Source organism: Leclercia sp. UBA1284, from assembly GCF_002308415.1.
Lineage (GTDB): Bacteria > Pseudomonadota > Gammaproteobacteria > Enterobacterales > Enterobacteriaceae > Enterobacter > Enterobacter pneumoniae.
Genome location: NZ_DBUS01000002.1, coordinates 166,827 through 181,578, shown reverse-complemented (window position 1 = coordinate 181,578; position 14,752 = coordinate 166,827). Strand labels below are relative to the sequence as shown.

General features: G+C 56.3%; 15 protein-coding genes. 6 read left to right on the top strand and 9 right to left on the bottom strand.

What is annotated here, in order from left to right; translation table 11 throughout:
- Both B3511_RS01265 and mdcA read right to left on the bottom strand, forming a co-directional pair.
- The gene (locus B3511_RS01265) at positions 1-858 is read right to left on the bottom strand and encodes a triphosphoribosyl-dephospho-CoA synthase (protein ID WP_286766560.1); all 858 of its coding nucleotides are present in this window, start codon (positions 856-858) and stop codon (positions 1-3) included.
- Positions 858-2,513, bottom strand: coding sequence for a malonate decarboxylase subunit alpha (gene mdcA / locus B3511_RS01260; RefSeq protein ID WP_046886745.1), 1,656 nt, complete (start codon positions 2,511-2,513; stop codon positions 858-860). Before mdcA ends, B3511_RS01265 begins: the two co-directional genes overlap by 1 nt.
- 228 nt (positions 2,514-2,741) lie before the next feature.
- Between mdcA and B3511_RS01255 the strand changes: the two genes are divergently transcribed.
- The 3 genes from B3511_RS01255 to B3511_RS01245 are packed head-to-tail and all read left to right on the top strand — an operon-like array spanning position 2,742 to position 4,879.
- Positions 2,742-3,764 carry a hydrolase gene (locus B3511_RS01255; protein WP_040078325.1) on the top strand — a complete coding sequence of 341 codons (1,023 nt, stop codon included), beginning with the start codon at positions 2,742-2,744 and terminating at the stop codon, positions 3,762-3,764.
- Positions 3,761-3,979 carry a YheU family protein gene (locus B3511_RS01250; protein ID WP_040078324.1) on the top strand — a complete coding sequence of 73 codons (219 nt, stop codon included), beginning with the start codon at positions 3,761-3,763 and terminating at the stop codon, positions 3,977-3,979. Before B3511_RS01255 ends, B3511_RS01250 begins: the two co-directional genes overlap by 4 nt.
- A 30-nt stretch (positions 3,980-4,009) precedes the next feature.
- Positions 4,010-4,879: a phosphoribulokinase gene (locus tag B3511_RS01245; protein WP_040078322.1), complete on the top strand. Its 870-nt coding sequence runs from the start codon at positions 4,010-4,012 to the stop codon at positions 4,877-4,879.
- 66 nt (positions 4,880-4,945) lie between these two features.
- On the opposite strand, the gene B3511_RS01240 is transcribed toward B3511_RS01245, so the two are convergent.
- Complete coding sequence (locus tag B3511_RS01240) at positions 4,946-5,350, bottom strand: OsmC family protein (RefSeq protein ID WP_040078321.1); 405 nt, start codon at positions 5,348-5,350, stop codon at positions 4,946-4,948.
- Positions 5,351-5,660: 310 nt separating this feature from the next.
- Here B3511_RS01240 and crp point away from each other — a divergent pair, with 310 nt between their 5' ends.
- Together crp and B3511_RS01230 are read left to right on the top strand one after the other, a co-directional pair.
- A complete protein-coding gene (gene crp / locus B3511_RS01235; RefSeq protein ID WP_000242758.1) occupies positions 5,661-6,293 on the top strand; it encodes a cAMP-activated global transcriptional regulator CRP in 633 nt (210 codons plus the stop codon).
- A 57-nt stretch (positions 6,294-6,350) separates the two neighbouring features.
- The gene (locus B3511_RS01230) at positions 6,351-8,438 is read left to right on the top strand and encodes a YccS/YhfK family putative transporter (RefSeq protein WP_286767822.1); all 2,088 of its coding nucleotides are present in this window, start codon (positions 6,351-6,353) and stop codon (positions 8,436-8,438) included.
- On the opposite strand, the gene argD is transcribed toward B3511_RS01230, so the two are convergent.
- From argD to ppiA, 5 genes are all read right to left on the bottom strand, one after another.
- Positions 8,439-9,659, bottom strand: coding sequence for a bifunctional acetylornithine/succinyldiaminopimelate transaminase (gene argD, locus B3511_RS01225; RefSeq protein WP_286765067.1), 1,221 nt, complete (start codon positions 9,657-9,659; stop codon positions 8,439-8,441).
- A gap of 87 nt (positions 9,660-9,746) precedes the next feature.
- On the bottom strand, positions 9,747-10,310 hold the full coding sequence (pabA, locus tag B3511_RS01220) for an aminodeoxychorismate synthase component 2 (protein WP_286765065.1): 564 nt from the start codon (positions 10,308-10,310) through the stop codon (positions 9,747-9,749).
- Between the two features lie 32 nt (positions 10,311-10,342).
- On the bottom strand, positions 10,343-10,945 hold the full coding sequence (locus tag B3511_RS01215) for a putative adenosine monophosphate-protein transferase Fic (RefSeq protein ID WP_046886751.1): 603 nt from the start codon (positions 10,943-10,945) through the stop codon (positions 10,343-10,345).
- The gene (locus B3511_RS01210; protein ID WP_072056378.1) at positions 10,935-11,102 is read right to left on the bottom strand and encodes a YhfG family protein; all 168 of its coding nucleotides are present in this window, start codon (positions 11,100-11,102) and stop codon (positions 10,935-10,937) included. The genes B3511_RS01215 and B3511_RS01210 overlap by 11 nt, the downstream gene beginning before the upstream one ends.
- Positions 11,103-11,211: 109 nt before the next feature.
- Entirely contained in the window at positions 11,212-11,784 is a 573-nt protein-coding gene (ppiA, locus tag B3511_RS01205) for a peptidylprolyl isomerase A (RefSeq protein WP_040078315.1), read from the bottom strand.
- 277 nt (positions 11,785-12,061) lie between these two features.
- On the opposite strand from ppiA, the gene tsgA reads away from it, so the two are divergent.
- Positions 12,062-13,246 carry an MFS transporter TsgA gene (gene tsgA / locus B3511_RS01200; RefSeq protein ID WP_286765063.1) on the top strand — a complete coding sequence of 395 codons (1,185 nt, stop codon included), beginning with the start codon at positions 12,062-12,064 and terminating at the stop codon, positions 13,244-13,246.
- Between the two features lie 3 nt (positions 13,247-13,249).
- Here the strand turns inward: tsgA and B3511_RS01195 are convergent, their stop codons facing one another.
- Positions 13,250-14,566 (bottom strand): cytosine deaminase, encoded by a 1,317-nt coding sequence (locus tag B3511_RS01195; protein ID WP_286765062.1) that lies wholly within the window; start codon positions 14,564-14,566, stop codon positions 13,250-13,252.
- Positions 14,567-14,752: the final 186 nt, after the last annotated feature.

Genomic DNA, 14,752 nt, shown 5'->3' with positions numbered 1-14,752 from the left:
TTAATGCTTTGAATATGGCGTTTCGACGCGGTCGAGAAACAGCGTGGCGGCAAGCAGGTCGGCAGCGCCGCCCGGTGAGGCGTTGAGTGCCAGCATCTGACGATCTAACGTTGCCAGCGCCAGTTGGCCTGCGGGCGTGGCACACCCTCCGGCGTTCAGCACGGCGCGGGCGCCGTCCTGCATGGCGTCCAGCCCCTCCATTCCGGCGCGCGACAGCACGCAGGTATCGGTAAGCGACGTCATGATGGCCATCAGCGCGTCGAGCCTCGCCTGCGCTTCGCTGCTGCCGTTAAGTCGGCTCAGACGAAGCTGCGGCAGCGCACGCTGCATGATGTGCGGAAACGCCTGCTGCGCCTCTTCACGCGCACCCGGCACGCGATAGCGATGCGTGGCGCGTAGCCCTTTGCTGAACACTTTCGGTGCGGCGTCATCCGGCAGTTTTGCCAGCCGGGCGGCGGTCTCTGCGACGGTTTGCGCAGAGGCGTCGCCGCCCTGCATCGCCACCGCGCTGACCAGTAATCCCAGCGCCCAAATCGCACCCCGGTGGGTATTGACCCCGCCGGTTGCCTTCATCATCTGCTGCTCGCCTTCGCGGCCAAGCCGCCCGACGGTTTGCCTGAGCGCGATGTCAGCCGGACGCTGCCAGCTTTGCTGCGCCAGCGCCTGAAACGTAGGGGTCAGGCTGTGCGCGGAGCGCTCCATCAGCGCCAGCGTAAGATCGTGGTGCGCGCCGTTCCCCCGACTGTCCACCAGACCGGGTTTCGGGCTTAATCGTGCTTCGTCAATCAGACACTGCGTGGCGGTTCGCGCCAGCCATTCGGCACCGCCTTCAACCTGAATCTGGGGCAGAAGTTTCATTACCAGCTCCGGAATTTCGCAGGTGGGTTATACAGACCGCCGGACCACTCAACGAGGTCAGACACGCTGCCCGCCGCCAGCAGTGAGCGGGTGGCATCGGTGCGGCGAATGCCCATATCTTCCGGGTAAACCACTTTTCCGCTCTGACGAAGCTCTGCGACGCGTTTGGCGTCTACGCCCAGACCGATATCGGTGATCCCCGCCACGGCGGCAACCATCGCCCGACGCTCTTCCAGATCTTTGGCGCGATAGAGGTAAGCAATCCCCTCTTCGGTCAGAACGTGGGTCACGTCATCGCCGTAAATCATCACTGGTGCCAGCGGCATCCCGGAGGCTTTCGCCACGTCAACGGCATCCAGTTTCTCCACGAAGGTCGGCTTCACGCCTGCCTGGAAGGTTTCAACCATCTGTACGACCAGTTTTTTACCACGCTGCAGTGGGTCAGGCTCGGTGATCATGTTCAGCCAGGCCGGTGTGGCGTGGCGACGACCGTGCGGATCGTGACCCATGTTTGGCGCACCGCCGAAGCCGGAGAGACGCCCGCGGGTCACGGTTGAGGAGTTAGCGTAGCCGTCCACCTGGAGGGTGGAGCCGATAAACATATCCACCGCATACTGGCCTGCTAGCTGGCAGAAGGCGCGGTTGGAACGCATGGAGCCGTCGGCACCGGTAAAGAAGATGTCCGGACGGGCGCGGATGTACTCTTCCATCCCCAGCTCGCCGCCGAAGCAGTGCACGCTCTCCACCCAGCCGCTCTCAATCGCCGGGATCAGCGTTGGATGTGGGTTCAGAGTCCAGTGCTTACAGATTTTGCCCTTCAGGCCGAGCTGTTCGCCGTAGGTCGGCAGCAGCAGCTCAATCGCTGCGGTGTTAAAGCCGATCCCGTGGTTGAGGGACTGCACCTGATGTTCCGCGTAGATACCCTTAATCGCCATCATCGCCATCAGGATGTGTTCCTGTTTGATCAGGCGCGGGTCGCGGGTGAACAGCGGTTCAATAAAGAACGGCTTGTCGGCCACTACCACGTAGTCGATCCAGGAGCCTGGAATATCCACGCGCGGCAGATCGCATTCGTCGTCCACCAGCTCGTTCACCTGTGCGATGACGATCCCGTCGTGGAACGCGGCGGCTTCAACCAGCGCCGGAGTATCTTCGGTGCTCGCTCCGGTATAGAGGTTACCTTTACGGTCCGCTTTAAAACCGGCAATCAGGGCCACGTTGGGCGAGAGGTCGACGTAGAGGCGGGAATAGAGTTCGATATAGGTGTGAATCGCGCCAATTTCGAGCTGGCCATCTTCCAGCAACTGCGAAATACGCAGGCTCTGGGTACCCGAGAAAGAGAAGTCCAGCTTGCGGGCGATCCCTTTCTCGAAGATATCCAGATGCTCGCTGCGCCCGACGCTTGGCATGATCATATGCAGGTCATGCACAATTTGCGGGTTCACTTCAGCGAGTGAACGGGAAAGAAAATCCGCCTGCTTCTGGTTGTTGCCTTCCAGAACGACTTTGTCGCCTGGTGCGATCAGTTTTTCCAGCATGGCGACAAAATCGCCAGTCGGCAGTACCTTGCCCTGAACCGGTACGGATGCCAGACGACGCGCTTTTTCCGTGCGTCTGGTGTTCCATTGCCGGGTAGGTGTTTGCCCAGATAACATTATTAACCTCCTGATTCAGCACATCATTCTGATTTGCTTAACGTTGAATAAAGTGTGCGCGCTGGTGAGAAAGGCATCAATTAAGCGTAGAGCGCAATCATTAGCCTGAGAGTAATAATCAACGTTAGGAAATGTGATCCGGATCAGTTCATGTTTCGGAAATACGGGCTAAACGGGGTACAATTCGGAAGGTATAGTAAATTTCAGACAAGAATCATCATCATCCTTATGACTCAAATTATTCCATCAGACTTCGACATTGCGACCGAAGAGAGCGCAGAATTTGTGCCCATGCGCGGCGTGGCGAATCGCCATCTGCAAACCATGCTGCCGCGCCTTATTCGCCGCAAAGTGCGCTTTACGCCGCATTGGCAGCGTCTCGACCTACCCGATGATGATTTTGTCGATTTAGCCTGGAGTGAAGAGCCGCTCAGTGCGCGACATAAACCCCGGCTGGTGGTGTTCCACGGCCTGGAGGGGAGTCTGCACAGCCCTTATGCTCACGGTCTGATTGAGGCGGCGAAAGCGCGCGGCTGGCTTGGCGTGGTGATGCATTTTCGTGGATGCAGCGGCGAGCCAAATCGGCAAAAGCGCATCTATCACTCCGGGGAAACGGAAGACGGTACCTGGTTCCTGCGCTGGCTGGCCGAAACGCTCGGCCCGGCTCCTACCGCCGCGGTGGGGTATTCGCTCGGGGGAAACATGCTCGCCTGTCTGCTGGCGAAAGAGGGTGAAAGCGTTCCGCTGGATGCCGCCGCTATCGTCTCGGCGCCGTTTATGCTGGAGCAGTGCAGTTACCATATGGAAAAAGGCTTTTCGCGCGTCTATCAGCGCTATCTGCTGAACCTGCTGAAAGCCAATGCAGCGCGAAAGCTGAAGGCTTATCCCGACACGCTGCCGGTGAGCCTGCGCCAGCTGAAGAAAGTGCGCCGTATCCGTGAATTCGACGATCTGATCACCGCGAAAATCCACGGATTTGCCGATGCGATCGACTATTACCGCCAGTGCAGCGCCATGCCCGTACTGAGTAAGATCACCAAGCCAACGCTGATTATTCATGCTAAAGACGATCCCTTTATGGATCATCACTCCATCCCGGCGCAGGAATTTTTGCCCGCTAACGTCCATTATCAACTGACCGAGCACGGTGGCCACGTCGGCTTTGTTGGCGGCACGTTGCGTCGTCCACAGATGTGGCTGGAAACCCGTATTCCGGACTGGCTGACAACATACCTGGAACCGAAACTATGATCATTCCCTGGCAAGATCTGGCTCCCGAAACGCTGGATAATCTGATTGAAAGCTTTGTGTTACGTGAAGGCACAGATTATGGTGAACAAGAACGCACGCTCGAACAGAAAGTGGCCGATGTTAAGCGTCAGCTGCAAAACGGCGAGGTACTGATCGTGTGGTCCGAGCTACATGAAACCGTCAACGTCATGCCCCGCAATCAATTTCGCGGTTAATCGCTTCATCTTTCTACTCAGGGAGTTGCTATGTCCGCCAGACATCCGGTTATTGCCGTCACAGGATCGAGTGGTGCAGGCACCACCACTACCAGCCTCGCCTTTCGTAAAATCTTCTCTCAGCTTCATTTAAGCGCCGCGGAAGTCGAGGGTGACAGCTTTCACCGCTACACCCGTCCTGAGATGGACATGGCCATTCGTAAAGCGCGCGATCTGGGTAAGCACATCAGCTATTTCGGCCCGGAAGCGAACGATTTCGGCCTGCTGGAGCAAACCTTTCTCGAGTATGGCCTGAGCGGTAAAGGACAGTCACGCAAATACCTGCACACCTATGACGAAGCGGTGCCCTGGAATCAGGTGCCGGGCACCTTCACCCCCTGGCAGCCGCTGCCGGAGCCGACGGATGTGCTGTTTTACGAAGGGCTGCACGGCGGCGTGGTCACGCCGCAGCATGACGTAGCGCGCCATGTTGACCTGCTGGTGGGCGTGGTGCCTATCGTCAACCTCGAATGGATTCAGAAACTGACCCGCGATACCAGCGAGCGTGGACATTCGCGTGAGGCGGTGATGGACTCCGTGGTGCGCTCGATGGAAGACTATATCAATTTCCTGACGCCGCAGTTCTCGCGCACCCACATCAACTTCCAGCGCGTCCCTACGGTGGATACCTCTAACCCCTTTGCGGCTAAAGCCATCCCCTCTCTGGATGAGAGCTTTGTGGTGATCCATTTCCGCAACCTGGAGGATATCGACTATCCCTGGCTGCTGGCGATGCTGCAGGGCTCATTTATTTCGCACATGAATACGCTGGTCGTGCCGGGCGGGAAGATGGGGCTGGCGATGGAGCTGATTATGACGCCGCTGGTGCAAAGATTGATGGAAGGGAAGAAGATCGCATAAGCCTGTTCCCTCTCCCTGTGGGAGAGGGTTAGGGTGAGGGCATCAACACGCACGATGCCCCATAAATTACGCTTCGATCACCTCATACGAATGCGTAATATTCACCGCTTTCTCCAGCATCAACGCCACGGAGCAATACTTCTCTGCTGACAGATCCACGGCGCGGGAGACTGCCGCGTCTTTCAGTTCTTTACCCGTGACAATGAAGTGCAGGTTGATATGCGTGAACAGGCGCGGCGCCTCTTCACGGCGTTCCGAGGTCAGTTTCACTTCGCAGTTTGTCACCTCATGGCGACCTTTTTGCAGGATTGAAACCACATCAATTGCGCTGCAACCGCCGGCGGCCATCAGCACCATCTCCATCGGGCTTGGCGCCTTATCTCCGGAGTTGCCGTCCATCAAAATCTGGTGCCCGGAAGCCGACTCGCCCAGGAACGTTAAGCCCTCAACCCATTTCACACGCGCTTGCATTGTAGTTAACTCCGAAGTTGCAATTTTCCTGACAGATTACGCGCCAGTAACAATTCTGGCAACGGAAGGCGACCTGTATCAAGCTGAAGCGAGACACCAGGAGACAGGCGGCTAAAGCTATGCTAAAACAGTCTGGATGCTACAGTAATACATTGACATTACGCATGTATGCAGAGGACATCACACATTACAGGCTGCTGAATATTGTGACAGCCCGATTCCCAGGAATGGGGAAGAATTCGATTGCAACCCCAGAGTGAAGGCGTCCATCCCGGCTCTGGAGACAGCTTATAACAGAGGATAACAGCGCATGGTGCTTGGCAAACCGCAAACAGACCCGACTCTCGAATGGTTCTTGTCTCATTGCCACATTCATAAGTACCCATCGAAGAGCACGCTGATTCACCAGGGTGAAAAAGCGGAAACGTTGTATTACATCGTTAAAGGCTCCGTGGCCGTGTTGATCAAAGATGAAGAAGGGAAAGAGATGATCCTTTCTTATCTGAACCAGGGCGACTTTATTGGCGAACTGGGCCTGTTTGAAGAAGGTCAGGAACGTAGCGCCTGGGTACGGGCAAAAACCGCGTGTGAAGTGGCTGAGATCTCCTACAAGAAGTTCCGCCAGCTGATCCAGGTGAACCCGGACATTCTGATGCGCCTCTCCTCGCAGATGGCACGCCGCCTGCAGGTGACTTCTGAGAAAGTGGGTAACCTCGCCTTCCTGGACGTGACCGGCCGTATCGCTCAGACGCTGCTGAATCTGGCAAAACAACCTGACGCGATGACCCACCCGGATGGTATGCAGATCAAAATCACCCGTCAGGAGATTGGTCAGATTGTGGGTTGTTCCCGCGAAACCGTTGGCCGTATTCTGAAAATGCTGGAAGATCAGAACCTGATCTCCGCCCACGGCAAAACGATCGTGGTTTACGGGACGCGTTAATTCCGAAAGAACGGCGTGCCATCGCAAGATGTCACGCCGTTTTTGTCTCTGGCATCTATGTGGCGCAGGCTGATTTATCACCCGGAAGTTAACTACGCACTCCGACAAACGCTGGTGCTGTGTCTTCCTGTGGCCGTCGGTCTGATTCTCGGCCACCTGCAACAGGGTCTGCTCTTCTCTCTCGTGCCTGCCTGCTGCAACATCGCAGGGCTGGATACTCCCCATAAACGTTTTTTCAAACGCCTGATCGTTGGCGGCTCGCTCTTTGCCGGCTGTAGCCTCGCCGTCCAGTTACTGCTGGCCCGCGACATCCCCCTGCCCCTGATCCTCACCCTGCTGGCGATGACGCTAGGGGTGACGGCAGAGATCAGCTCTTTGCATGCCAGGCTGCTACCCGCCTCGCTAATTGCCGCCATCTTTACCCTGAGCCTGGCGGGCAATATGCCGGTGTGGGAGCCGTTGCTGATCTATACGCTGGGCACGCTCTGGTATGGGCTGTTTAACTGGTTCTGGTTCTGGATGTGGCGCGAACAGCCGCTGCGGGAATCGCTGAGCTTGCTGTACCGCCAGCTTGCTGACTACTGCGAAGCGAAATATACCCTGCTCACCCAGCATACCGACCCGGAAAAATCCCTGCCGCCGCTGCTGGTCCGCCAGCAGAAGGTGGTGGATCTTATCAGCCAGTGTTATCAGCAGTTACACATGCTGGCAGCTAACAGAAATCACGAATACAAACGTCTGTTGCGAACCTTCCAGGTCGGGCTCGACTTGCAGGAGCATATCTCCGTCAGCCTGCATCACCCGGAAGAGGTGCAAAAGCTGGTGGAACGCAGCCACGCCGAAGCCGTGATCAGATGGAATGCCCAGACCGTCGCCGCACGCCTGCGTGTGCTCTCGGATAATATTCTCTATCACCGCTACCCCACCCGCTTCAGCATGGACAAGCAGTTGGGGGCGCTGGAGAAAATCGCCCGGCAGCACCCGGAAAACCCGGTTGGGCAGTTCTGTGCCTGGCACTTTAGCCGCATCGCCCGCGTGCTACGTACCCAGCGTCCGCTCTACTCGCGCGACCTGATGGCCGATAAGCAAAAACGTCTGCCGCTCTTCCCGGCGCTGAAAAGTTATCTGTCGCTCAAGTCTTCCGCGCTGCGCAATGCCGCACGTATCAGCGTCATGCTCAGCATCGCCAGCCTGATGGGAATGGCCCTCCATTTACCGAAGCCCTACTGGATCCTTATGACCGTCCTGCTGGTTACGCAAAACGGCTACGGGGCGACGCGGGTACGCATATTCCACCGGGCAGGCGGTACCCTGGCAGGGCTGATTATCGCGGGTGCCACGCTGCACTTCCACGTGCCGGAGGGCTTTACGTTACTGAGCATGCTGCTGATTACGCTGGTGAGCTATCTGATCATTCGTAAAAACTACGGCTGGGCGACGGTCGGCTTTACGGTGACCGCGGTGTACACGCTGCAGCTCCTCACGCTGAACGGCGATCAGTTTATCATCGCCCGTCTCGCAGACACGCTGATAGGCTGTTTAATCGCTTTTGGCGGCATGGTGTGGTTGTGGCCGCAGTGGCAAAGCGGGTTGCTACGACAGAACGCCCACGATGCGCTGGAAGCCGACCAGGAGGCTATTCGCCTGATCCTGAGCAGTGACCCTCAGCCAACACCGCTTGCCTGGCAGCGCATGAAGGTGAACCAGGCGCACAACGCCCTGTTCAACTCGCTGAATCAGGCGATGCAGGAGCCGGGGTTCAATTCACACTACCTGGCCGACATGAAGCTGTGGGTCACGCACAGCCAGTTCATCGTAGAACATATCAATGCCATGACGACGCTGGCACGGGAACACACCATGCTGACGCCGGATCTGGCCGAGCGCTATCTGCAGTCTTGTGAAATTGCGCTGCAGCGTTGTCAGCAGCGGCTGGATTATGACGCGCCGGGAGAGAGTGGCGACGCCAATATTCTGGAAGCGCCGGAGACGCTGACCCACGGGCCGATGAGCACCCTGGAGCAGCATCTACAACGCATACTGGGGCATTTGAGCACCATGCACACCATTTCGTCGGTGGCATGGCGTCAACGTCCGCATCACGGCGTCTGGTTAACCCGTATCTTGAAGCGGACGCCGTACTGATCAGGCCTGGACCACGCTCTTCACCGCGGCGGCAAAACGGCTCAACCCCTCGTCAATATCGTTATCTTCCACCACCAGCGAAGGGGCAAAGCGCATCACGTCCGGGCCCGCATTGAGGACCATCACCCCTTCCTGTGCCGCAGCGTGCAGGAAATCACGCGCCCGCCCTTTAAACTGCGGATTAAGCTCAGCACCGACCAGCAGCCCCATCCCACGGATTTCGCTGAAAACGTCATACTGCTCGTCGATCTGCTGCAGCTGTTTTACAAAGCGTTCACGCTTCGCGTTCACACCGCTAAGCACTTCGGGCGTATTAATAATATCAAAGGCCGCGCCCGCAATAGCGCAGGCAAGCGGATTACCGCCGTAAGTAGAGCCGTGAGACCCCACGTGGAATGCGGAGGCGATATCCTGCGTGGTGAGCACCGCGCTGATCGGGAAGCCGCCGCCCAGCGCTTTAGCGCTGGTGAGAATATCTGGCGTCACGCCGTAATGTTGATAGGCAAAAAGCTCGCCGGTTCGGCCCATGCCACTCTGTACTTCGTCAAAGACCAGCAGCGCCTGATGCTGGTCGCACAGATCGCGCAGCCCCTGCAGAAACGCCGGCGTCGCCGCCGTCACGCCGCCTTCGCCCTGAATCGGCTCCACCACTACGGCGCAGGTATGATCGTCCATCACCGCCTTCACCGCATGCAGATCATTGAAGGGAACATGGATGATGTCAGCCGGTTTCGGGCCAAATCCATCGGAATATTTCGGCTGGCCGCCAACGGAAACCGTGAATAACGACCGCCCGTGAAAGGCATTATGAAAAGCGATGATTTTGGTTTTGTAGGGGCTATGGCGGGTAGAGGCATAGTAACGGGCCAGTTTAAAGGCAGTTTCGTTGGCTTCGGTCCCCGAGTTCATAAACAACACACGTTCGGCAAAGGTCGCATCAATGATCTTACGTCCCAGGCGCAGGGCGGGTTCATTGGTGAAGACGTTGCTGGTGTGCCACAGGGTCTCGCCCTGAGTTTTCAGCGCCTCTACCAGCGCCGGGTGGCAGTGGCCTAACGCGGTAACCGCAATCCCGCCGGCGAAATCAACGTACTCTTTCCCCTGCTGATCCCAGACGCGGCTCCCTTTCCCCTTAACCGGGATAAATTCAGCCGGTGCATAAACTGGCAGAATGACGTCGTCGAATGTCGCGCGTGTAATTGCAGATTGTTCAGTTGCCATGTAACCCCACCCTTTTTTAAGCAAAAACAGGAAGTGAAAATATAATCACGAAATATGCTTAAAAAATCACTTTGTGGCAACTAAAAATCAACGATGAAGGAAATTAGCCAGCAGTTGGTGCCCCTGCTCGCTAAGAATGCTCTCCGGATGGAACTGGACGCCTTCCAGATCCCACTCACGATGGCGGATACCCATGATCTCCTGCGTCTCACTCCAGGCGGTGACCTCAAAGCAGGCGGGAAGCGTAGCAGGATCAATTAACAGCGAGTGATAGCGGGTCACGGTGAGCGGGTTGTTTAGCCCCTGGAAAACGCCGGTCCCGCTATGGGTGATGGGGCTGGTTTTACCATGCATGACCCTTGCTGCACGGACAATGCTCGCGCCAAATACCTGAGCAATGGCCTGATGGCCGAGGCAGACGCCGAGCAGCGGTATGTTACCGGCATAATGGCGGATGACCTCAAGCGAGATCCCTGACTCATCAGGCGTGCAGGGGCCAGGCGAGATAACGATTTTTTGTGGATCCAGAGCAGCGATATCCGCCAGCGTTAGCGCATCGTTTCGCCGTACTTCCACCTCTGCCCCCAGCTCGCAAAAATACTGGTACAGGTTCCAGGTGAACGAATCGTAATTATCAATCAGTAAAATCATGGCGGCTCCGGGTCAACAATCGCCGCCCTATTTTACTCAGATTCTCCCGCTTCGCTCACCACTTTGCCAAAGATGGTCTGCAACGCGCTGAGATCGCCCATCGCCCCGCTCTGATTGGCCTGTGCCCAGGCCTCGGGATCAATATCGCGCCAGTTAAGCTGGTAACCCGCATGAATAGCCAGTTGTTCAAAGAAAATGCGCTGCGCAATACCATTGCCAATACGGAATGGATGCAGGACGTTAATTTCACAATAATAATGGCTGAGGCGGGCAACAAACTCCTCTGGGTTCAACCCCACCAGGTACGCCTCATCCTCCAAATCCTGCATCAGGGCATTGCCCTCTTTTTCGATATAGGCGAAGTGACAAAAACGGGTGTCCCCCTGGTAAATATCGATTTCGCGAATCTCACCCGCCCAGTCAAACACATCCTGGTAAAGATGGCGATGAATGGCGCACAGATGTGGCAAGCCGCGCGCAGAGGGCCCCAGGGGCAAAGTTGCAGCGCGCAGAGCCGTCAGTTCATAGGCCGCCTGCGCAAGGCGTTCGGCCTGGCGAATTCCCAGCCGGTTACGCATCACATTCAAACCGGGATAGAGATAAGGGTCGCGACCGTCGCCGTATTTATCGCTCATAGTGCCTCCTGAGTTCCTCAAGGCGCACCTGCGCTTCTTCCGCATTAAGCGTAACCAGTGGACTGTCGACCCCCTCAAGGAGGCGACTGGCCCGGAAATTGGCATTTCGTAGCTGCTCCCAGAGACGGGATTTTTGCTTATCGGTGAGCTTTTTCACTTATGTCCTCCCTGCTTGTGTCCGTGTTTGCCACAAGTATAAGCAGCAAATAGCGGTTCCGCAGGGAGGAAAACGCATCGCGGACGTAGAATGTCCGCGTGAAGGGCGATTAAGGCAGGACTTTCGCGGAGAGGATAACTACCGGTTTTGACGGAACATTTTGGTATGGGCCCACGTCGTGAGTCTGCACCTGAGAAATCTTATCCGCCACGTCCATTCCTTTCACAATTTTACCGAACACTGCATAGCCAAAATCACGCTGTCCGTGATCGAGGAAGGCATTGTCAGCCACATTGAGGAAGAACTGGCTGGTTGCGCTGTCTTTATCAGCGGTACGCGCCATAGAGATGGTGCCGCGCTTGTTCAGCAGTCCGTTATCCGCTTCGTTTTTGATTGGCGGGTTAGGCTTCTTCTGCTGCATCTGCTCGGTGAAACCGCCGCCCTGGATCATAAAGCCCGGGATCACACGGTGGAAGGTGGTGTTGTTATAGAAGCCACTGTTTACGTAATCGAGGAAGTTTTTTACCGATACAGGGGCTTTCTGGCTATTCAGTTCCAGCTCAATGTTGCCGGCGGAAGTGGTCAACAGAACGTGAGGGTCTCCTTTCGCTGCCAGCGCAGCAGGAGAAACGGCAGAAAGAGCAAACACAGCTGCAACAGCCGCCAGTGTTGATTTGAGCATGAGAATTCCTTAACAAAGCGCAGTATAAAAAGCGAATGGCTTGATTCTAAAGAGCAGTATGAGCCGAGACCAGCCTTTTACCTAATTTTACGAAAATGAAACAATTATTACCGCGCAAACGATTGGTTATCTCGCCGATTAATGTGATCTGGATCACATATAAAACTGCAACGATCTTCAAATTTCTCTTAAAAGATATGAATGGATCACTTTAATGTCTAAAATCTGCCCGCTCTCAGCGCCCTTTCCGGCGCTTCTCTTTTTGAACAGGCCAGACATGACTAACAGCAATCGCATCAAGCTCACATGGATCAGCTTCTTCTCCTACGCCCTGACCGGCGCGTTGGTGATCGTCACCGGGATGGTGATGGGAAATATCGCAGACTACTTCCAGCTGCCCGTTTCCAGCATGAGTAACACCTTCACCTTCCTTAACGCGGGGATCTTGATCTCCATCTTCCTGAACGCCTGGCTGATGGAAATTGTCCCGCTGAAAACACAGCTGCGCTTTGGCTTTGTGCTGATGGTTGCCGCCGTGGCGGGCCTGATGCTCAGCCACAGCATCGCGCTCTTCTCTGCCGCCATGTTCGTACTGGGTCTGGTGAGCGGGATCACCATGTCCATCGGTACCTTCCTGATTACTCACATGTATGAAGGCCGTCAGCGCGGCGCTCGCCTGCTCTTTACCGACTCCTTCTTCAGCATGGCCGGGATGATATTCCCGATGGTGGCTGCCGTGCTGCTGGCGCGTAGCATTGAGTGGTACTGGGTATATGCCTGCATCGGGCTGGTGTACGTGGCGATCTTTATTCTGACCTTCGGCTGCGACTTCCCGGTGCTGGGCAAAAAAGCGCAGACGACCTCAGAGCCGGTGGTGAAAGAGAAATGGGGCATCGGCGTACTGTTTCTCTCTATCGCCGCCCTGTGCTACATCCTGGGGCAGCTGGGCTTTATCTCCTGGGTACCGGAATATGCGAAAGGTCTGGGCATGAGCCTGAATGACGCGGGTAAACTGGTGAGCGATTTCTGGATGTCTTACATGTTCGGTATGTGGGCGTTTAGCTTCATCCTGCGCTTCTTCGACCTGCAGCGCATTCTGACCGTACTGGCGGGGCTGGCAACCGTGCTGATGTATCTGTTCATCAACGGTTCACCGGAGCATATGCCATGGTTCATTCTGACCCTGGGCTTCTTCTCCAGCGCGATTTATACCTCCATCATTACGCTGGGATCGCTGCAGACCAAAGTGGCCTCGCCGAAGCTGGTGAACTTCGTTCTGACCTGCGGCACCATCGGCACCATGCTGACCTTTGTGGTTACCGGCCCGATCGTGGCGCACAACGGCCCGCTGGCCGCCCTGCATACCGCTAACGGTCTGTACGCCGTGGTGTTTGTTATGTGTCTGGTACTGGGCTTTGTGACCCGCCACCGCCAGCACAACATGGCGGCAGCGTCGCACTAATCCTTATGCCCCTTTGCGCTCTGCGAAGGGGCTGTTTTTCGTAAAGAATACCTCCTCCCCACCGTTGTCCATCTGAATCCAGGTCTGCGCCAGCTGCGTGGTGGCAATCACCCGCCCGTGACGAATTGACCAGCGTACCGGCACCTGACAGCGCACCGCTTCAAAACCGCTCTCCGCGGGCAAAATAATCAGGTTCGCCGGATTTCCCGTCTCGATGCCGTAATCACTCAGTCCGAAGGTGCGGGCGCTGTTGTGAGTGATCAGGTTCAGCCCACTGTCGATCTGCGAATAACCCATCATCTGGCACACATGTAGCCCCATATGCAGCACCTGCAGCATATTGCTGGTGCCGAGTGGGTACCAGGGATCAAAAACGTCATCATGGCCGAAGCAGACGTTAATCCCCGCCTCCTGCAGCTCTTTAACCCGGGTAATGCCGCGACGCTTAGGGTAGTCGTCAAAGCGACCCTGCAGGTGGATATTCACGAGCGGGTTAGCCACAAAGTTAATCCCCGACATCTTCAGCAGCCGGAACAGCCGCGAGGTATAAGCGCCATTGTAGGAGTGCATAGCGGTGGTGTGGCTGGCGGTCACGCGCGGGCCAATGCCTGCCTCATAGGCCAGGGTTGCCACCGTCTCGACAAACCGTGACTGTTCGTCGTCGATTTCATCGCAGTGAATGTCCAGCGGACGGTCATATTTCTTCGCCAGCGCGAAGGCGATGTGCAGCGACTCCACGCCATATTCGCGGGTGAACTCAAAATGCGGGATTGCGCCGACCACATCCGCCCCCAGCTTTAACGCCTCTTCCAGCAGCGCCGCGCCGTTCGGGTAAGAGAGGATCCCCTCCTGCGGAAATGCCACGATTTGCAGCGTCACCCACGGCGTCACCTCCTGCTTCACCTCCAGCATGGCCTTCAGGGCGGTAAGCGTCGGGTCGGAGACATCCACGTGGGTACGTACAAACTGGATGCCGTTGGCAATTTGCCATTTCAGCGTCTTCCAGGCGCGTGCTTTCACATCGTCGTGGCTCAGCTGCGCCTTGCGCTCCGCCCAACGTTCAATGCCCTCGAACAGGGTGCCGGACTGGTTCCAGTTCGGCTCACCTGCGGTCTGGGTGGTATCGAGATGAATATGCGGCTCAATAAACGGCGGGATCGCCAGGCCGCCGCGGCCATTAAGCACTTCATAACTTTCAGCGTGGGCATCGCCCATCGGCGTAATCTCGCCAAAATGACCGTTCTCCACGGCAAGTTGCCAGAGCCCTTCACGGCCAGGTAAACGGACATTCTGGATAAGCCAAAGCGGAGCTGTACTCATGATGTTCTCCTGAAAAACGCGGCTGAAATTTAGAGGTAGCCGGATCGGCATAATAACCCTGTAATTTGTACACAAATTCAACAAAGACGAAAAGCTCGATATTTCCGCAACTTATAAAATCCCTGACAAATCAGGTATCTACTCACTAAGGAGTAGTTGAAGGCGTATTTGATTTACATCAATAAG